Source organism: Flavobacterium sp., from assembly GCF_024305175.1.
GTDB lineage: Bacteria > Bacteroidota > Bacteroidia > Flavobacteriales > Flavobacteriaceae > Flavobacterium.
Genome location: NZ_JAMWYY010000006.1, coordinates 65,898 through 85,752 on the forward strand (window position 1 = coordinate 65,898; position 19,855 = coordinate 85,752).

10 protein-coding genes are annotated in these 19,855 nt (G+C 41.8%); 4 read left to right on the forward strand and 6 right to left on the reverse strand.

The window, feature by feature from the left end; genetic code table 11:
- Window positions 1-20: 20 nt before the first annotated feature.
- Genes Q0K96_RS02790 through Q0K96_RS02805 form a run of 4 tightly spaced genes read left to right on the forward strand, consistent with a single transcriptional unit; the run spans window position 21 to window position 3,899 of the window.
- Complete coding sequence (locus tag Q0K96_RS02790) at window positions 21-1,385, forward strand: exonuclease domain-containing protein (RefSeq protein ID WP_297332486.1); 1,365 nt, start codon at window positions 21-23, stop codon at window positions 1,383-1,385.
- A gap of 45 nt (window positions 1,386-1,430) precedes the next feature.
- The gene (locus tag Q0K96_RS02795) at window positions 1,431-2,240 is read left to right on the forward strand and encodes an ion transporter (RefSeq protein WP_297332487.1); all 810 of its coding nucleotides are present in this window, start codon (window positions 1,431-1,433) and stop codon (window positions 2,238-2,240) included.
- A 2-nt stretch (window positions 2,241-2,242) separates the two neighbouring features.
- Window positions 2,243-3,172 carry a tRNA (adenosine(37)-N6)-dimethylallyltransferase MiaA gene (gene miaA / locus Q0K96_RS02800; RefSeq protein ID WP_297332488.1) on the forward strand — a complete coding sequence of 310 codons (930 nt, stop codon included), beginning with the start codon at window positions 2,243-2,245 and terminating at the stop codon, window positions 3,170-3,172.
- On the forward strand, window positions 3,159-3,899 hold the full coding sequence (locus Q0K96_RS02805) for an acyl-ACP thioesterase domain-containing protein (RefSeq protein ID WP_297332489.1): 741 nt from the start codon (window positions 3,159-3,161) through the stop codon (window positions 3,897-3,899). The genes miaA and Q0K96_RS02805 overlap by 14 nt, the downstream gene beginning before the upstream one ends.
- 57 nt (window positions 3,900-3,956) lie before the next feature.
- Here Q0K96_RS02805 and Q0K96_RS02810 read toward each other — a convergent pair whose 3' ends face one another.
- The 6 genes from Q0K96_RS02810 to Q0K96_RS02835 form a co-directional block, all read right to left on the reverse strand.
- On the reverse strand, window positions 3,957-4,682 hold the full coding sequence (locus Q0K96_RS02810) for a response regulator transcription factor (protein ID WP_223051909.1): 726 nt from the start codon (window positions 4,680-4,682) through the stop codon (window positions 3,957-3,959).
- Between the two features lie 4 nt (window positions 4,683-4,686).
- Entirely contained in the window at window positions 4,687-6,225 is a 1,539-nt protein-coding gene (locus tag Q0K96_RS02815) for a HAMP domain-containing sensor histidine kinase (protein WP_297332497.1), read from the reverse strand.
- 61 nt (window positions 6,226-6,286) lie between these two features.
- Window positions 6,287-6,880 carry a dephospho-CoA kinase gene (gene coaE / locus Q0K96_RS02820; RefSeq protein WP_297332490.1) on the reverse strand — a complete coding sequence of 198 codons (594 nt, stop codon included), beginning with the start codon at window positions 6,878-6,880 and terminating at the stop codon, window positions 6,287-6,289.
- Complete coding sequence (locus Q0K96_RS02825) at window positions 6,877-7,875, reverse strand: glycosyltransferase (protein ID WP_297332491.1); 999 nt, start codon at window positions 7,873-7,875, stop codon at window positions 6,877-6,879. Before Q0K96_RS02825 ends, coaE begins: the two co-directional genes overlap by 4 nt.
- Window positions 7,876-7,978: 103 nt before the next feature.
- The gene (locus tag Q0K96_RS02830; protein WP_297332492.1) at window positions 7,979-13,768 is read right to left on the reverse strand and encodes a GEVED domain-containing protein; all 5,790 of its coding nucleotides are present in this window, start codon (window positions 13,766-13,768) and stop codon (window positions 7,979-7,981) included.
- A gap of 314 nt (window positions 13,769-14,082) precedes the next feature.
- Window positions 14,083-19,761 carry a T9SS type A sorting domain-containing protein gene (locus tag Q0K96_RS02835; RefSeq protein WP_297332493.1) on the reverse strand — a complete coding sequence of 1,893 codons (5,679 nt, stop codon included), beginning with the start codon at window positions 19,759-19,761 and terminating at the stop codon, window positions 14,083-14,085.
- Window positions 19,762-19,855 lie beyond the last annotated feature (94 nt).

Here is a 19,855-nt window from a genome sequence, read left to right on the forward strand (position 1 = left end):
TTAAGGAAACCAGATACTGAATGTACGCAATACTTGATATAGAAACCACAGGCGGACAATTTAACGAAGAAGGGATTACCGAGATAGCCATATACCGCTATAACGGGCATGAAGTGACCGACCAGTTTATAAGCCTTATAAATCCGGAAAAGCCTATACAGCCATTTGTTATAAAACTTACGGGCATAAATAATGCCATGCTGCGCAGTGCGCCCAAGTTTTATGAAATTGCGAAACGTATTATAGAAATTACCGACGGCTGCATTATTGTAGCCCACAACGCCCAGTTTGACTACCGCGTGCTGCGCACTGAGTTCGAGAGGCTTGGTTACAATTATGAGCGCGAATCGTTATGCACGGTTGAGCTTTCTCAAAAACTGCTGCCCGAACAAAAATCGCACAGCCTGGGCAAGCTTGCCCGCGCGTTGGGTATCCCTGTTAGCGACAGGCACCGCGCCACCGGCGATGCGCTTGCCACAGTACAGCTTTTTAAGCTGCTGCTTGCAAAGGATGTAGAAAAACAAATTATGAAAAGCCTGGTAAAATCGGCTAACCCAAAGCCGCTTGCCAGTAAGCTGTTCGACCTTCTTGAAGGCATACCTCCGGTGCTGGGGCTTTACTATATTTACAAAGAAAATGGCGACCTGGTATATCTCGGCAGAAGCAGCAACATCAAAAAAAGGCTTAACCAGCATTTTACAGGTACTTCGCGCAAAGCAAAGAGGCTTCAGCGTGATGCCTATACCGTTAATTATGAAGAAACAGGCAGCGAGCTTATTGCACTGTTAAAGGAGTGCCAGGAAGTAAAGATTAACAGGCCCGTTTATAACCGCGTTCAAAAAAATACTGTTCATCAGTTTGCGCTGTATGCAAAGAAAGATGAGAACGGATATATAACACTAAATATCGGTAAATCTGACGGAAGGAAAAAAGAAATACTTTCTTTCCCCGGAATGACAGAAGCTAAAAGCGCGCTTTTTAAAATTACCGAAAAGTATAAACTCTGCCAGAAACTCACAGGGCTTGACCCTGATGCTAAAAAGAGCTGCTTTCCTTACACCTTGGGTAATTGCAATGGTGCCTGCATACAAAAGGAACCTGCCGAAGATTATAATAACCGCGTTACAGAGTTTATCAATAACAACAGCTTTAATCACCAAAGTATGATTATTATTGATAAAGGCCGTACAATAGAAGAGCGCAGCGCGGTGCTTATAGAAAATGGCGTGTATAAAGGTTATGCTTTCTTCAATCTTAATTATCAGGTAAATAAACCTGAAATACTGAAGAATATACTGATACCCATGGAGCACAACCGCGATGTAAAAAATATAATACAGAGCTACATCCGGAAAAAGAGGGCGCTTAAAATAATAAGGCTCTAACCCATATTTAGTATCTTTGGTACTATAAACTAACTGCCTGTTATTATGCCCAAAAACTTTCGGCACAAACTGCATGTAATTATTTATGAAGCCGACACGCCCGCAGGGAAGCTTTTTGATGTTGTACTGCTGATACTTATACTAATAAGCATTGTGGCTGTAATGCTTGAAAGTGTTGCAGGCATTAAAATTATATATGGCAGAGAGCTTGATATTATCGAGTGGGTTATTACTGCTTTTTTTACATTAGAATATATTGCACGTATTATATCGGTACGAAAGCCTGCAAGTTATATTTTCAGCTTTTATGGCATTATAGATTTCCTTGCCATGATACCCAAGTATATCGATGTGCTTTTCCCGGGGCTCAGTTTTCTTATTTCAATAAGGGCATTACGGCTGCTGCGCGTATTCAGGATACTAAAGCTGGGGCGCTTTGTTGGCGCTTCAGATCAGTTGCTTACAGCACTTAAAAAAAGCCGTGTAAAAATTGCTGTATTCCTTTTTGGTGTTGTTGTCATTTGTATCATTATGGGTACAATGATGTATATTATTGAGGGCCCTGAAAGTGGTTTTAAGAATATCCCGATAAGCATTTACTGGACAATAGTGACATTAACAACAGTTGGCTTTGGCGATATTACCCCTATAACACCTTTGGGGCAGTTTCTTTCCTCGCTCATTATGATAATGGGTTACGGCATTATTGCGGTACCCACGGGCCTTGTAACAGCACAATTTATGCAGGAAGGCAATGTACAGCAAAACACACAGGTTTGCCGGGTTTGCAATGCTAACCGCCACAGGGATGATGCTGAATATTGTTACAATTGCGGTGCGCACCTTCAAAAATAAAAATGACACATCATAAACAAAATAAGTATTTAATTTCCATAGTCGGCCCGACAGCAATTGGCAAGACAGCACTCTCCATTCAGCTTGCCCAACATTATAAATGCCCTATTATATCTGCCGACAGCAGGCAGTTCTTTAATGAAATGGCTATTGGTACAGCCGTACCATCTGAAGATGAACTGGCTGCCGCAAAGCATTATTTTATTCAGAACATTAGTATAAAAGATACTTATACGGTTGGCGATTTTGAGCGCGATACCATAGCACTGCTTGATGATTTGTATAAAGAGCATGATGTGGTAGTTATGGTAGGCGGTTCCGGTTTATATATAGATGCGGTGCTTAAAGGCTTTGATGATTTTCCTGACATAGATGCATCGGTAAGGGAATATATTATTGAAAATTATAACCGGCACGGCATAACATGGCTACAGCAGGAGCTTGAAAAGCATGACCCGGAGCATTATGAACGTGTAGCCAAAGAAAATCCGCAGCGGATGATGCGTGCGCTTGAAGTATGCATTGGTACGGGTAAACCTTACTCTTCTTTCCTCAATATTAAAAAAAACAGCCGCAATTTTACACCGGTACTTGTCGGGCTTGATGCTGACAGGGATCTGATGTATGAGCGCATTAACAGGCGGGTAGATATCATGATGGATTGCGGCCTTCTGGAAGAAGCGAAAGCACTTTATGAATATAAAGAGTATAACGCGTTGCAAACGGTAGGCTACAGAGAACTTTTTGCCTATTTTAACGGAGACTATACTTTAGAAACCGCTGTAGAAGAAATAAAAAAGAACACACGCCGCTTTGCTAAAAGGCAAATGACATGGTTCAGGCGCAATTATGCCATAACATGGTTCAACTTTACAACACCTGCCGAAACAATTATACAACACATAAACGAAACGATACATGCCGATAGCTGATAATTTTACATCTGTTTACAGCCAGGAATGGGAAATAAACTTTTTGCAATGCCACCCCAACGGCTACCTTAAACAGACGGAGCTTTGTAATTTATTACAGCTTACAGCAGGCTCTCATGCAGAAATGGGAGGCATGAGCTTTACCGATATGCAGCAGCAAAACCAGGCATGGGTACTGAGCCGTATGCGTGTCGAAATTGACGAGCTGCCCAAATGGCGCGATAAAGTCACCGTTACCACCTGGATTGTAGATTTACAGGGCTCACGCTCTGTAAGGGCATTAGAGATGTGGCTTAATGGTAAAAAAATTGTAGGCTCACTTACCTACTGGGCTGTTTTTAATACAAGTTTGAGAAAATCGGAAGCACTGGTGCTGCCACACGACCATTTTGAAAAATATCCTGACAGGTTACCTACAGAGGAAGCGTTTGCTAAAGTAGAGCTTAACCGGGAGAGTAATATTGTGGCAGAACGCAGGGTGGTATTATCTGACCTTGATATTGTTTTTCATGCCAATAATGTAAAATACCTGGAATGGTGCTTTGATACGCTTGATTATAAGCCCCTGCTAAGGCAACAGCTAAAAAGTTTTGACATGAACTTTTTACGTGAGCTTAAATATAATGACGAAGTAAAAATTTTTAGTGGAGAAGCCGGTAAGCAACAGTATTTTACCATCCAAAAACACGAAAAACCATGCTTTGCGCTCGAGCTGAATTGGAAATAAAAAACCACATTGCACTATGCTTTACAGCAAATACAATGTGGCTATAACATAATAGAATTATTTCTGTTCTTCAGAAACCTTATTCTTCACCACAAGGCGGAAACCTTCACCGTGAATGTTAAGTATTTCTACATCCTCATCCGGCTTAAGGTATTTCCTCAGCTTGGCGATATAAACGTCCATACTCCTTGATGTAAAGTAGTTGTCGTCCCTCCATATCTTAGTAAGGGCAAGTTCCCTTGGCATCAAATCATTTTCATGAAGTGCCAGCATTTTAAGCAGCTCATTTTCTTTTGGCGAAAGCTTTATAGGCTCATCATTCTCAAATGTAAGGAAACGCAGCTTGCTGTTAAGATGGAATTTACCAATCTGGAACTCAAACTTGGTATTATCCGTTTTGGTTTCAGAAGCTTTTCTCTGGATGATAGCTTTAATTTTCATTAAAAGCACTTCAGAGTCAAAAGGCTTGTTAAGGTAATCATCAGCACCTACTTTATACCCTTTAAGCACATCTTCTTTCATAGATTTTGCCGTAAGGAAAATAATAGGCACCTCTTTGTTTTTTTCCCTTATTTCGCGGGCAAGGGTATAACCGTCTTTATAAGGCATCATAACATCCAGTATGCAAAGGTCGAAGTTATCTTTTTTAAACTTCTCAAAACCTTCCATCCCGTTTTTTGCCAGTGTCACATCAAAATCATTAATTAACAGATAGTCTTTCAGCACCGCTCCAAAATTAGGATCGTCTTCAACCAAAAGAATCTTTTTGTTTACTTCTTCCATATTTTTAATTTATTAGAGGCATTTTTATTATAAAGGTACTCCCCTTCCCTTTTTCACTTTCTACGTATATATTACAGTTATGATCGTCTATTATCCTTTTTACATAAGCAAGCCCCAGGCCGTGCCCTTTTACATTATGTATATCGCCGGTATGCTCGCGATAAAACTTTTCAAAAATACGTTTTACCGTATTTTTACTCATTCCCAGACCTTTATCCTCAATTTTAATTAAGATGAAATCCTTTACATTTTCAGTATAAATATCTATAACGGGTTCATCGGGAGAATATTTTATGGCATTATCTAAAATATTAACTAAAACGTTTGTAAAATGCACATCATTTAACAAAGCCGTAGTCCTTTTAGCTTCAAAATGCCTTGTAAGGGTTCCGTGGCGAGCTTCAATAATCAAATGAACGTGTTCTATTGCATCTTCTATAACTTCATGCACATCGGCCTGCTCTTTAGTTATATCAAGCTCTTTCTTATCAAGCTTACTTATTTGCAGTACGTTTTCTACCTGAGAGTGCATCCTTTTGTTCTCATCTCTTATCATTTGCAGGTAGCGCTGCACCTTTTCAGCATCGTTAAGTATCTTCGGGTTACGGATGGCATCAAGCGCAAGGTTTATAGTTGCAATAGGCGTTTTAAACTCATGCGTCATGTTATTGATAAAATCCGTTTTTATTTCAGATATCTGCTTCTGTTTTATCAGCTGGTTTATTGCGCTAAGGTAGGCTATGATAATTATAAGCGTAAATATCAGCGACAAAGAGGTTATCCCGAAAATAGACGAAAGTATAAACGACTGCTTTTCAGGAAAAGCCACCACAAGCCTGTAACCGGGGTTGCCATCACGCTCAGAGTATATATTATGCTCATAAGACGTCTCGTCGTCCCATTGCAGCCCTTCAGATCGTATTTTTGTAGCAAGGCCATTTTTATAGATACCATATTCAAAATGAGTGTCTACACCATTTTGGCTTAGCTCTGTTTTTAAAGTTTCACGCAGCCAGTCTTTAGTAACTCTTTTTTCCAGCGGGTTTTGCTCCCTGAAATCCCTTAGGTACATATCAAGCTGGTACTGTTGCCACACCTCCATATCACCCTGCTTGCCATTGCGCGGTTTTTGATTGCGCTGTTGGCGCTTATCAGCATTAACCGGTAACGAATCTGTAAGATATTCACCAGCTTCCTGGTTATCAAAGAACAAATTATAATCCCTCTGGCTCATGCTATCAGAATAGATAACTTTTTTACCAGTATTTTTAGGTTTAGACCTGTTATAATATGTAAGCATTTCTTCGCGCTGGGGGTTCCTGCCTGCACTGTCCCTAAAATGGGTATAAAGCGCATAAAACTCATGCCTGTCATTAGCCTGCAGCTTAGAGGCAACTTTGCCTAAAACCTGCTGGATGTGAAACCTGAACTGCTCATCATTATTTTTTAAAGATGAATTAACCCAGTAAAGCTGTACAAGAATAATGCCTATCAGGGATAGGCTCATAAAAAATACCAGTAAGCGAAACCGCGTCTTATTCATCATCACAAAATTAACATTTTAACACTCATTACCTTATAAGATTAACCAAACATTAACAGCATCAATCAGTTATTTCTGAATTGATGGCACTGATGATGTTATCAGCCTGTTCCTTAGCAATTTCAAGGCTTTCGTTAGTAATTATATAGTTGCTGAGTGCTTCTTTTTTTTCATCTTCCCATTGGTTAGCCATACGTGCCAGTACATTTTCGCGGCTTACATTATCACGATTCATAACTCTTTTTATGCGTACTTCTTTTGGCGCTGTAACCAGTATTACAGCATCGCAATTTTTATAACTACCGCTTTCAAATAAAATGGCAGCTTCCTTTATTACAAATTTAGCAGCGTTGTGCTGCTTAACCCATTCCTCGAAATGACGGCTTACTTTAGGATGTATAATAGCATTAAGCTGTTTAAGTTTTTCGGGATTATTAAAAACTACTTCAGAGAGTTTTTTCCTGTCCGGCTGCCCATCTGTAAATACAATTTCGCCAAAAACTTCTTTAACTTGTGCCGAAGCTTCAGATGCATACAATATCTTCTTCGCCTGGTCGTCAGCTATATAAACAGGCACACCTTTAGAGGCAAAATAAGCCGCTATGGTACTTTTGCCACTTCCAATGCCGCCGGTAAGGCCAATAATCTTTGTCATTTCTTAAAAAATAGCTCAGGAAAAGCTCTTTGAGGATTGATGCCCATAAGATGCACTTTTATAAAAGACTTCATGTAGCCAATACCATAGCCATAAAACTGTATGCATACCGCTACCAATGAATATAAACCGATTGTGAGACTTTTATTTTGCACTGTTGATATAACTACTATAAAAAACAGATACAAAATATAAAGATAAAAAAGCAGATGTACATTAATTAACAATGCTATAAGAGAAAATACGAAACCAATCACAAAAAGTGCAGGAAAAACATAGGTTATCTTTTTGTGTTCGGGGTGCCAAAGGTCGAGTATAGGGCGTGCCTTACCGAATTTATTTACCTGCTTATAAAATTTTTGCCAGTCAATCCTGCGCTTGTGGTACACATAGCAATCGGGATATAAAAGGGTTTTATATCCCATTTTCCAGAGGCGTAAAGAAAGGTCGGGGTCTTCGCCCGGATGTATGTCCCCAAATCCGCCCGAAGCCTCGAAAGCCTCTCTGGAAAGCCCCATATTAAAACTTCTCGGCTGAAATTTCTCTATTTTCTCTGAAGCCCCTCTAATACCGCCCGTGGTCACAAAAGAGGTCATGGTAAAATTAATAGCTTTTTGTATATCGGTAAACGAATCCAGCGCAGCATCAGGGCCGCCAAAGCAATCGGCATAATCAGCCGCAAGCTTTTGTGCTGTGTTGGTAAGATAATTTTCAGGGATAATGCAATCAGAGTCAAGTATAATAAAATAGTTCCCCTTTGCCCTCTTCATGCCATAGTTCCGGGAATCGCCAGGCCCCGAATTGGCTTTAAAATAATAGGAAATAAAAAGCTTACCCTCATAGGCATTAACCACATCGGTACAGGTTACTGAAGAGCCATCTTCAATAATTACCACTTCAAACTGCTCTTTATAAGTTTGCCTGCAAAGGCTTGCAAGAAGCTCATCTATCTCTTCGGGCCTGTTATATACAGGTATTATAAGGGAAAATAACATCCACGTAATTTTTAACAAAAATAACGTTTTTACAGTATTATTATAAAAAAAGAACCGATGGCTACTGCCATCGGTTCAACTAATTAAAAACTAATAATTACAACTATTGTTTCTTAACTACTTTTATTGTTTTTACTACATCACCAGCAGTAACATTAAGCAGGTATGTTCCATCCGAAAGGGTTGACATATCTACTTTAACATCGGCAGCATTTGGCTGTATTGCCATTACCTGCTGGCCAAGCATGTTAAACACTGATACTGCAGTAATATCTGAAGAATACTGTATTGTAAGTACATCTTTTACAGGGTTTGGATAGTAGCTGAATGCTGCCCTGTCAAATATACCACCGCCAAGTATTTCTGTAATTGTTACCGCAAGTGCGCCAACGCTGCTGCAGCCGTTTACAGTTTGTACAGCATAGTAAGTACTGCCTGCCTCTATTGCACTGCCTGCCATCATTGGGTTGGTACCATTTATAGCATCTTCTTCGCTTGCATACCAAACCACATCTGTACCAGTTACAGCTATATCTTCTATAGCAGCAGTTTCGCCCTGCGCTACAGAAATACTTTGCTGTGCTGCACCTTCAGGAGCAGGTGTTACAGTTACCTGAACAGTTACCGCAGTACGGCCTGTACTTTCGCAACCGTTAACCCACTGAGAAGCATAGTAAGTCATACCATCTTCAACCATAACGTCTGCCGCAAGCGGCTCACCATCAGTTTCAGATGCATACCACATCACTTCATTAGCATCTACCGCAAGGTCAGAAACCATAGAACCGCTGCAAACTACCTGGTTAGCATCCTGAACTGCAGGAGCTTCAGTAACCTGTACCGTTACGGCAACAGCTGTCCTTTCTACGCTTTCACAACCTGAGTTCTGAGAAGCATAGTACACCATGCCGTTAACAAGAGAGGCATCAGAAGCAAGTGCATTACCACCTTCAGCTTCCATATACCAGTTAATGTTCTGGCCTTGTGCCATAAGTTCACCCACTGTTGCGCTGTTGCAGAATACCTGCTCTGCAGCCGCTACAGGAGCCTGGGTAGCACAAAGTACTGTAAGAACACCGCTTTCATACTCGGTACCGTTCCAGAAAGAACCGCCCTGCATATTGAAACCACCATAAGAGAATGGTCCGTCTTCAAGCTGGAACCTTGATGCATAGTAATATACACCCGGCTCTAAACCTGCGCCTACAGATGCCATAAACTCGTCATTGTTACCTGACTGAGCATTGAATGTGGCAGGAATCCAGTTTGTCCATGTAGATGGGTCTGTATCTTCAGTGCTTACACCTATCCAGGCTGTAACACCTACACCAGGGCCCGTGCCCTGAGTTACTCCCGCTTCATAACCCTGTGCATATACCATAGCTGTTTCGCCCTGGTTTATTGTAATTGCAGCAGGCCATTGCAGGTTAACCCAATCCATAGCCGGATCATTTACTGTAACAGTAACGGCAAGCCTGTTCTGGCTTTCGCAACCATTAAGTGTTTGAGAAGCATAGTAAGTAGTGCCGCTTACAAGCGCAGTACCGGCACTAAGCATAGTTCCGCCTGTTGCGCTGCTGTACCACATAACATTAGTGCCTGTAGCCATAAGGCTGGCAACTGTAGCTCCGTCTTCAAATGTTTGTGCTGTTGCACCTGTTGGTGCAGCCGTGTTGTTAATAGTAACTGTTACCGCAGTCCTTATAAGACTTTCGCAACCCACAGTCTGAGAAGCATAATAGGTACCTCCGTTAGAAAGTGCAGCTGTTGGAGCAAGCGGGCTGCCGCCTGTTGCTGTTGCATACCACTGAATGCCTGTGCCTGTTGCAGCAAGGTTTGCCACTGTAGCGGCATTACAGAATGATTGTGCAGCATTTGCCACCGGTGCAGCAGTACCACAGTTAACTGTAAGCACACCGCTTACAAACTGGTTACCATCCCAGAAGCTGCCGCCTCCGGCGCTGTAACCACCATACGTATAAGGGCCTTCCATAAGCTGGAACCTTGTTGCATAGAAATAAGTTCCCGGTGCAAGGCTACCGCCTATAGCTGCCATAAATTCGTCATTATTACCAACCTGAGTATTATATGTCATAGGTACCCATGTTGTCCATGTAGACGGGTTGGTGTTCTGTGAACTGATACCTACCCATGCGCTAACGCCTATACCAGGGCCTGCACCCGGAGTAACTCCCGGCTCCCATGCCTGTGCATAAACCACGCCTGTTGTGCCCTGAACTATGTTAAGTTGCGGAGGCCATTGCAGGTTGTTCCAGTCTATTTGCGGCATCGTTACGTTAACAGCAAGCCTTTCCTGGCTTTCGCAGCCATTAACGGTTTGAGATGCGTAATAAGTACCTGAAGTAAGCGCTGTACCTGAAGTAAGTGCTGTACCGCCTGTAGCTGAAGCATACCACTGGATGTTGCTTCCTGTAGCGGTAAGATCTGCAACTGTTAATGCTGTGTCCGAATATACATCTGTGTTACCTGTTGGTGCAGGTGTTACAATAACGTTGATAACGGCAGCATCTGAAGCAGGGCAGCCAAGATCTGTAGTAACGGTTGCAGTATAGGTTGTTGTAGCCATTGGTTTAGCATATACGCTGATTGCAGGAGCACCAGTGTAAGGAACTGTAGCAGCAGCATCTGAATATAAACCATCTACAGGAGACCAAACGTATTCTACTGGGCTGGTTGCACCTGTAATTACCACATTATAATCTTCCCACTCACCATAGCCGCTATGTCCGCAAGCCTCGGTAGCTGTTATTCCGGTTGCACCCCATCTGCATCCTACGCGCATTCTTGTAGTTCCGTTAAGTGCAGTTGCCGGTATTGTTACTGTTCCCGTAACCGCAGTGGTTACAGCTGTAGTATTATCAAAAACGCTTTCACTTGCACTAAATACACCGTCTTGGTTATAATCTATCCACACACGGAAACGTTGACCGTATAATGTACCTGATTGCAGTGATATGTTATAGGTTTGCCCACCTGCTACGTTAGCAGTTAAAGCACTATAGTAAATATAATCTGATGCAGTATCACCTGAAGCGTTATTGGTAACATTCGCAAACGTAAAGTTATTGATAAAGTCGCCAGATGCCCCGGTACTTCCAACTGTAGGAGTACAATATGCAACAGGAACAATAGTTTCACCGCCTTCCGCAGTAAGTTCTACAGTAGAGCCCTGGCATGCATTTACAGCCGATGGCATAACAGTTACAGGATCCGGAACCGGATTAACGTTTACCACATATTCTGCAGCAATAACACAGCTTCCTGCTGATTGTGATGCTGTAAGCGTATATGTAGTAGTTTCTGAAGGTGTAAAGGTATATCCATCTGTAGCATTACCCGAAACACCATCTGCAGGAGACCATTCAAATATGTCAAATGAAGCTGTTCCTTCAGTAATGGTAACCACACCTGTAGTGTCTCCAATACATATAGTAGTATCTGTACCGCTAAGTGTTAAGTCGGCAGGAGCCGTAACAGAGAAGTTACCTGTACCTGTAGCAGTACCGCTAACAGTAGTAACGCTAACCTGGCCGGAAACACCCGCAGGAACTGTAGCTACTATTTCTATATCAGAGTTTGTACCGATTGTAACAGCAGTACCACCTATGGTAAGTGTTGCATTACCAAGACTTGTTCCTGTAATGGTTATATCGCCCTCTACAGCACAGTATGCTGATGGCGTAAACCCGGTAATTGCCGGTGCAGGTGGCATAAATGCATTTATTGTATAATCTTCATAACTACCCCATGAACCTGTATAGCATGGTGTACCGCCTGTATCATTATCTGTACCGCCAATCCTTACCCTGTGGCTTCCTATTAGAGCAGCATTTGCAGGAACTACAAAAGAACCTGTAAGAGTTGTTGGGTTTGCATTAGTAGAAAGACCTGTATAAACAAGCTCGCCTGCATCATCAAAATCAGTATCATTGTTCCAGTCTATCCATATCTTAGTACCATATGTATAACCTGTAGCATAAGTAATACTAAAGTTTACTGTAGAGCCAAGGGCAGCATCTGTAGATTGTGCCGAATAGTTAGCATAGTTTCCTGCCTCTGCTCCTGTAGAGTTGTTTATAGAGCCCATAGTAACATTAACTATACCTTGGGCATCAACACTTGATGGCGCAGGCGTACAGTATCCTGTAAAGAATGATGCCACGCTCGACCACGGACTTGCATCTGACACAGAACATACTGCCCTTACCCATGCATAATAGGTAGTCTCAGCAGTTAAACCTGTTAGGTTAGCTGTTAATACGCCTGCTGCGGTACTTCCTGTTGGAGTAGTTCCGCTCACAGGTGCAGTATTAGATGTACTTATGTAATACTGATAACCATTTGCAGGTGTACTTGCAGAAGCATTCCAAACAAGTCCTGCTGTTGTAAATGATGTTGTGGTAGCCGCAACACCAGATACCGGTTCGCAGGTTGGTGTAAGCGTTACAGATATATCGTCAACATACAGATAAAACTGGTTTGCTATAGAATATGCCTGGAAACCGATATAATACACACCAGTTGTTGCAGGGGTAAAATCTACAAAAGTTGTAGTTGCATTAGCAGTATTAATTGTAGGATGGTCTGCAAGCACGTTGGTCATAGATGCTGAATTTGCATTTGTACCATAAGCAACCTTAAGCTTTTCTGTATAGAAAGTACTGTTGTTACCATATTTATAGGCAACCCTGTAAGACACGCCTCCTGTAAGGTTTAATCCCTGAGTGTAGAACCAGGCATTTGCAGCGTTAGATGAGTTATAGGTGTACTGGAAAGCTTTGTTAGTAAATCCGTAACCCGGGTTATTAACAGTAGTCCAGTTATTACCTGTACCTGCATTTTGCAATGTTACACACGAAGGTATTGCTGGTGTGGTAACCGACTCAACATTTTGGGTATAAGGTATAGATGTTGCATCACAAAGCGTAGTAAACGAAATTGATGCCGACCATGAACTGGTAACACCCACACCGCAAACGCTGCGAACCCATGCAAAATAAGGAGTATTAGACATAAGGCCGCTTAGCGGAGCCGTAAGCGTACCCGCAGCTACAGAACCTGATGGCGTTGTAGAGGCCGTTGGTGCTGTGTTGCTTGTACTAACATAATATTCGTAACCGTTTGCTGCACTTGGAGCAGGAGTCCAGCCAAGAGTGGCGTTTGAGCTGCCTACTGAAGATGAAGCAAGCCCGCCCGGCGCAAGACATGAGGCTACGTTACCAACAAGCTGCAGCCTTGCAAGTGTGCTGGTACGGGTTCCTGTAGGCGGCGAAGCCGGATTGGGATTTGTACCATCACTAAAAAAGTAAATCGCTGTATTGGCTGCACCTGTATAAGAGCCAAAGTTAGCAGTACATGAATAGTTAGATGTGTTTTCATCTACAGCTATTATAAGGTTACTGGTACCGTTGTAGTTAAACGGTGTTGTAAAGGTAATCTCAAACCAGTTACCCGCTACAGGTGTAATGGTACCTGTATATACCTGAGTAAGGTTTGCAACAGGTTCCCAATCAGTAGTACTGGTAAAAGAAGTTTTTGTGGTATGCCCCATATAAACTGTCCAGTTATTCCAGTTGGCAATTGTTGTGCCACCAGTGGAGTAAAAGTACCTTACTTTTGTTACAGGGCCTGCAACACCACCACCGGCAGCAAATTCTGATGCGGTAATGATTTGCTGGCTGTAATTAAAATTGTAACAGGAATTAATAGGGACAAGGCTTGATGCCGTGGCAGTACCGGAACCAATAGCTATGGTTCCCGTCTGCGCAAAGGCCGCCGTTACCGACATTAAGGCAATAAGGACTAAATAGCCCAAACGCCATTTACCCGAACGCTTCCCTTCGCCCGAGTGTAAAATAGTAGTGTTTTTCATATTATAATAGTTATAATTAATTGCTAATAAAATTATAAAAAATATGCACATTAAATATAAATTAACATAATTTATATAGATTGTAAATAATTTTTTAATTAAAATTAACGTTTATGTTATAAAAATTAATAAAAAACACCTCATTAAGTCAAACTTGATGTAGTTTTAATTAATTGTTAAAAATTTAACATTTTTGTAATGTTGATGTAAATTCAGTCAGTCTCAAATTTGTATTCTAACCCTTACGAAATAAAAAAGCCGCAGGAATTATTCCTGCGGCTTAAAGCATTTTTGATTGTTATACAGACAAAAACTTACTGTTTTTTAACCACTTTAATAGTTTTTACACTATTGCCTGCAGTTACATTTACAAGGTAAGTTCCGTCTGAAAGAACAGACATATTAAGTGTTGCATTAACAACACCCGGCTGTGTAGCCATTACCTGCTGACCAAGCATATTAAATACTGTTACAGAAGTTATTTCTGAACCAGATGTAATAGTAAGCACATCTTTAACAGGGTTAGGATAATAAGAGAATGTATCTTTATCGAAACCTGTAGTACCAAGCACAACATTTGCAGTTACTGCAAGTGTTTCAATACTTGTACAATCGCCAACAGTTTGTGTGGCATAATATGTTACGCCATCTTCCAGTTGTGTAGTAATATCAAGTGCATTTTCATTATTAGCAGCGTCCTCTTCAGAAGCATACCACATAATAACTGCACCTTCTTCAGCATCAACAACTAAGTCTTCAAGAGTTGCGTCAGCAGCGTTATTTACAGTTATAACCTGTATAGCTTCACCTGTTGGTGCAGCAACCGTAGTAACCATAACAGTTACAGCTGTCCTGCCCTCGCTCTCGCACTCTATAGTCTGAGATGCATAGTAAGTAGCACCATCTACCAATACAATATCGTCAGCAATAGGCTCACCTCCTGTTTCATCAGCATACCAAAGAATGTCCTCACCATCAGCTTCAAGTTCTTCTACAGTAGCACCGTTACAGAATGACTGGTTAGCATCTGCCACAGGGGCAGCTACTACCGGAGCATCATTAACTACAACATCAGCTAAAACAGCAGTACAACCTGCTTCATTCTTAACTGTAATAGTATAAGTTCCCGGAGCAACATCAGCAAATACAGTTGAAGCCTGGAAATCTGTAGCGTTAATGCTGTAAGTATATTCAGCACCTACAGGAGCTGTAATTGTAATTATACCCGCAACGGCACAAGTAGGCTGTATTACATCAACCGCTGGTGTAGCAGGTGTTGCCGGAGCAGCATTTATAGTTACTTCAAGTGTAGATGTACAACCGCTTGTATTCATTACAGTAACAGTATATATACCAACTGCAAGGTTATCAAATGTTGCTGATGCCTGGAAGTCAGCACCATTTACACTATAAGTATATTCAGCACCTACAGGAGCCGTAACTGTTACAGAACCTGTTGTGTCTCCGCAACCTGGTTGTGTTGCAGTAACCTCAGGGGCCACAGGAACTACAGGAGCTGCCTCAATAGTTACATCAAGTATAGATGTACAACCATCAGCATTCATTACATAAACAGTGTGAATACCTTCTGCAAGGCCATCAAACGTAGCTGATGCCTGGTAGTCGGTACCGTTTATGCTGTAAGTATATTCAGCACCTACAGGAGCTGTAACCGTTACAGAGCCTGTTGTATCTCCGCAACCTGGTTGTGTTATAGCAACTACTGGTGTTGCAACAGTAGAAATTGTAACTGTAACTGCAGTCCTTTCATTACTTTCGCAACCATCAGCCGTTTGGCTTGCATAATATACAGTAGCATCTGTAAGCTCTGTATCATCTTCAAGAGATTCTCCACCTGTTGCAGCAGCATACCATAGTATACCAGTACCTGTTATGGTGATATCTTCTAAAGTAGCGCCGGCACAAAGTGTTTGTGTATCATCCGCTACAGTTGGTGCAGGTGTATCTGTAATTGTTACGTTTATAGTAGCAGCTGAAGTACAACCTGCCTCACTTGTAATTGTTGCAGTATAAGTTGCAGCAGCAGCAGTCATAACATAAACTGTAGATACATTTTCTCCGTTGTAAGGAGTTGTTGCTCCGGCATCAGTAAATAAACCGGCAGCAGGAGACCATACAACAGTTGTATTAAGTTCATGATTAAATACAATATTTGGCCTTGATGTTGAAGTACCATCGGTATCAAAATCATCTTCATCAAGTGAATCAATACTTGCTGCACCTGCAGGAGTTACACCATCAACAGCTCCATAATAAACACTGTTAAAAGAAGTAGTTGTTGTCCTTGTCCTTGTACCAGAACCATTACCGTTGTTACCCTGGTTGTGTACTACCTCAACTATAATATTGTCTCCGTTCCAGATAAAAGGAGTACTAAAGTTAAACGGCACAAGGCCAGTAGTACCGGCAACAGGTGTAAAGTTTGCGTTATAAACTGTAACAAGGTTTGCGGTAGAATCAAAACCAGCTGTTAACTGGTTGCTGTCAGTTGTACCAATACGTATTGTAAGGTCATTTGCTGTATTAGCTACAGAGGCAAAGAAATCAAAAGAAAGAGAGCTGATTTCAGTTCCCTCAACAAGACCTTGTGCTTCAAGTTCTGATGACCTGAACAAAATCTGTGTTTTAGCACCACCGTAGTAAGCGCTGAATGGGTTAGGATATGAAGTAGTGCTTGGGGCTGTAGTACCTGTACCCATAACAGCATCTCCGCTTACCGGGCCTCCAATAACACTTAGCTGACCTATACCACCTTCACATATAGCCACTTCAGACTGTACAGCCTCTGCAAAAGGAAGCATATTTACAATAATAGTTATTTCTTCACGTGCAACACATCCCGAAACAGCATCTGTAGCTGTTACAGTATATGTTGTAGTTTCAGCAGGAGTTACTGTTTGTGCAGCACCTGTTAAATCACCCGGAGTCCATACATAAGTATAATCTGTGTTGGCACTTGTTACAGAAATTTGTGTGCTTTCTCCGACACAAATAGCTTCTTCAGTTGCTGTAACTTCAATTTCGGGAGCATCAGTAACCGTAACAGTAACCGGGGTTCTTGCACCTGCGCAAACACCTGTAGTTTGTATATTATAAAAGAAATAATAAGTACCTGTTGTAGTACCACCCCACTCGCTTGCCGTAACGCTTATGTTATCGTTAACATAAGGGAAACCACTTACAGAACCTCTTAAAAGACTTACACCTGTATAACTCTTAACCAGTATTTTGTAACCGTTACCCTGAAGAACAGCAATGTTAAGCGGAATAGTTGTAGGTGTTGTAGTGCCTCCTGCTGCTACAGGAACATTACCTGTAGAGAAAAGTTCTTCGCCCGCAGCATTAACAACCATAACATCTAAAGTTCCTGCAGATGTAGAGTATACATCTACTGAATTTACAGTAACATCTGTATTGGCATTAAATACTATACCCCAGTCTTCTGTAGCAAAACCTGTCCATGAAGCATTAGGAGCAATAAGACCGCCAGATACAGAAGTTCCTACACCTTCTGCAGCTACATAATATGTAGTAGTTTCAGAAATTTCAGGAGTTACAAAGTTTGCACCTGTTGCAAGTGCAGCGCCGCCATTGGCAGCAGCATACCATTTAATAGTACCACCTGCAGCAGTAGCCGATAAAGAACCGGTACCTATACCGCAAACTTCGTCTGGTGTAGTTGTAAGTATTTCCGGATAATCGCAAAGTGTTGTAAACTCGCCTGCAACTGTCCAGTCGCTATAAACGCCCGCACCGCAAACGCTTCTTACAAACACATAATAATCAGTAGAAGCACTTAGGCCTGATACGTTAGCCGTTAAACCTGTAACAGCAGTACCTGCACCGGCAGGTGTAGCATTTGTAGCAGAAACTACATACTCATATCCTGTAGGCGTACCTGTAGATGGTGCCGTCCAGTTTATAGTTACACTGTCTTTGTCAATATTAGTTGACTCTGCAAGTACAGGTATATCACATGCAGGAATCTCCTCAACTACTATGTCACCAATATGAAAATCATAGTCTGACGTATCATCCGTTGGCCCATCAATTCCCTGGAAAGCAATTTGTATTGTCTGTCCGTTATATGCTGTTAAAAGCACTTCAAAATCAGTCAGTACGTTAGTAAGTGTAGTTGTATTTGCTGCATCAAATGTAAAAACAGGAGTCCAGTTTACACCACATCCGTCTGTAGATACCATTACACGCACCTTATCATCTGTACCCTGCATTCCGCTTGCATCAGCAGCAGCAGAGTTCCAGTTTGTAATAGCCGCTTTAAACTTAAGCCTTGAGTTGGCTGTAAGTTGAATTTTAGGGCTTATAATCCACTCATTCCTTGTGTTAGCATATAAGTTTACCCTTGCAGTAGTACCTCCTAAAACAGATGAATTAACCCAGTTAGAAGCATTACCACCAGGATATGATGTTCCCGGGGTTGTTCCTGCAGCAGTAGCTATAGAACCTTCATACCAGCCTGCAACAGCAGCAGGAAGGTTAGCACCGGTAAACCCGGTAAAGTTGTTTGTTACCGGTAAAGCCGCAGCAGTAGCCGGAGACGGAGTAGTAAATGTTATAGCATTAGTACCTGATGCAGGGCTAAAGAAAAAGTCGTATGGACCTGAACCGCAACGGTTGTATTCAAATACTTTTACATTATAACTTGTATTACAGTTAAGCCCTAAAATTGTAGCGCTGCTGCCTGTACCATCATAAACTATTTGCTGGCCTGTACCTGCATAAACATTATTTGCCGTAATAGCGGCTGCACCTGTCTGGTTAACAGGATCTGTTATTGCAACATCGCTTATCACTACAATCCTTCTATTACCTGTACCGTTTGTCCAGCTTACGCCAAATGATGTTGGTGTAGCGCTATCAGTAGTTACAGCAAGTGCCGTAGCCTGAGATACTGATGAAGATTCATTATTTATAGAGACAGCACTTGTAACTGCCGACTCTGAACTGCCTGCGCAGGTTACTTTAAACCTGTATTGTATTGCAGTACCATTAAATGCCGGAGGCGTATATGAAGTTGTGGTAGCACCTGTACCACCGACAGCGTTAGTCCAGTCTGTACCATTTAAAGACTGCTCCCATTGGTAGCTTATACCCGGTACGGCTGCTGATACGCCCGTAACTGCTATAGCAGCAGGTGTAGAACCATTACATACAAACCTTAAAAGGCTTCCGCTTACAGTACCCGCTACAGGAGTACCTGTACACGGAGGTGGCGGAGAATATGTATAAATTAAGCCATTTGCAGGGAAAGCAGCAGGTGTGCCTGATGTAAACCTTACAGTATGACTGTTGCTTGTTCCGGCAGCAGTATCTTCCCAAGATGGTGAATCGTCAGGAACGGTGGTTGTTACACGCCTGTTATTATAATCGGCATTAGAAGCACCTCTTAAGCCAACCTGTGGCTGATAAGTTGTAGAGTCGGCAACGCCGGACATTTCACCATAAACAAAAGAGATAACCCCTGTTGCTTTTACGATACGAATCTGGAAATTAAGTTTCTCTGCATTATTCTGGGCCCAACGCGCAGCGTTTTGCCACTGGAATACATATTCTGAACCGGTATCTTCCCAACGCAGTTCAAAAACGGTACCCGTAATTGTAGAGGTCCTTAGGTCCATACCCAAAGCCGAAGCAACACCTGTTGCAGTTGTTGTAGCCGCAATTGGCCCTGTGCTGGAACTTGTAGTTGTAGAACCAAGCACAAGAGAACCATCTGTACGCATTACTACCGACGAAACAGGAGTTCCGTTAAAGGTAAATGGCGTTGGTAAAGTAATAACAAAAGAACTTGAGTCGTAGCTATCTGTACAACTGGTGCACGTAGCCAGGACTGTTCCCCCGGTAATGGGGCTGTACGTCCCTGAAGATTGTGCGAAGCTATACAGCGAAGCTTGCGCAAAACCAGCAGTGACGACAAAGAGCATCATAGCAATTAAAGTAAATTTTTTCATAAAAAGTAAATAATTAATTTAAAACTTAATAAAATTATAACTTTATATCAGAAATAAGACTTTATTTATAACATTATCTAATTTTTATAGAGAT

What these genes read in the sequence shown, in the direction of transcription:
- Q0K96_RS02810 (WP_223051909.1), bottom strand. Translation starts at nt 4,682, where the DNA reads ATGGAAGAAGTAAACAAAAAGATTCTTTTGGTTGAAGACGATCCTAAT.
- Q0K96_RS02825 (WP_297332491.1), bottom strand. Translation starts at nt 7,875, where the DNA reads ATGTTATTTTCCCTTATAATACCTGTATATAACAGGCCCGAAGAGATA.
- miaA (WP_297332488.1), top strand. Translation starts at nt 2,243, where the DNA reads ATGACACATCATAAACAAAATAAGTATTTAATTTCCATAGTCGGCCCG.
- Q0K96_RS02805 (WP_297332489.1), top strand. Translation starts at nt 3,159, where the DNA reads ATGCCGATAGCTGATAATTTTACATCTGTTTACAGCCAGGAATGGGAA.
- Q0K96_RS02795 (WP_297332487.1), top strand. Translation starts at nt 1,431, where the DNA reads ATGCCCAAAAACTTTCGGCACAAACTGCATGTAATTATTTATGAAGCC.
- coaE (WP_297332490.1), bottom strand. Translation starts at nt 6,880, where the DNA reads ATGACAAAGATTATTGGCCTTACCGGCGGCATTGGAAGTGGCAAAAGT.
- Q0K96_RS02835 (WP_297332493.1), bottom strand. Translation starts at nt 19,761, where the DNA reads ATGAAAAAATTTACTTTAATTGCTATGATGCTCTTTGTCGTCACTGCT.
- Q0K96_RS02815 (WP_297332497.1), bottom strand. Translation starts at nt 6,225, where the DNA reads ATGAATAAGACGCGGTTTCGCTTACTGGTATTTTTTATGAGCCTATCC.
- Q0K96_RS02790 (WP_297332486.1), top strand. Translation starts at nt 21, where the DNA reads ATGTACGCAATACTTGATATAGAAACCACAGGCGGACAATTTAACGAA.
- Q0K96_RS02830 (WP_297332492.1), bottom strand. Translation starts at nt 13,768, where the DNA reads ATGAAAAACACTACTATTTTACACTCGGGCGAAGGGAAGCGTTCGGGT.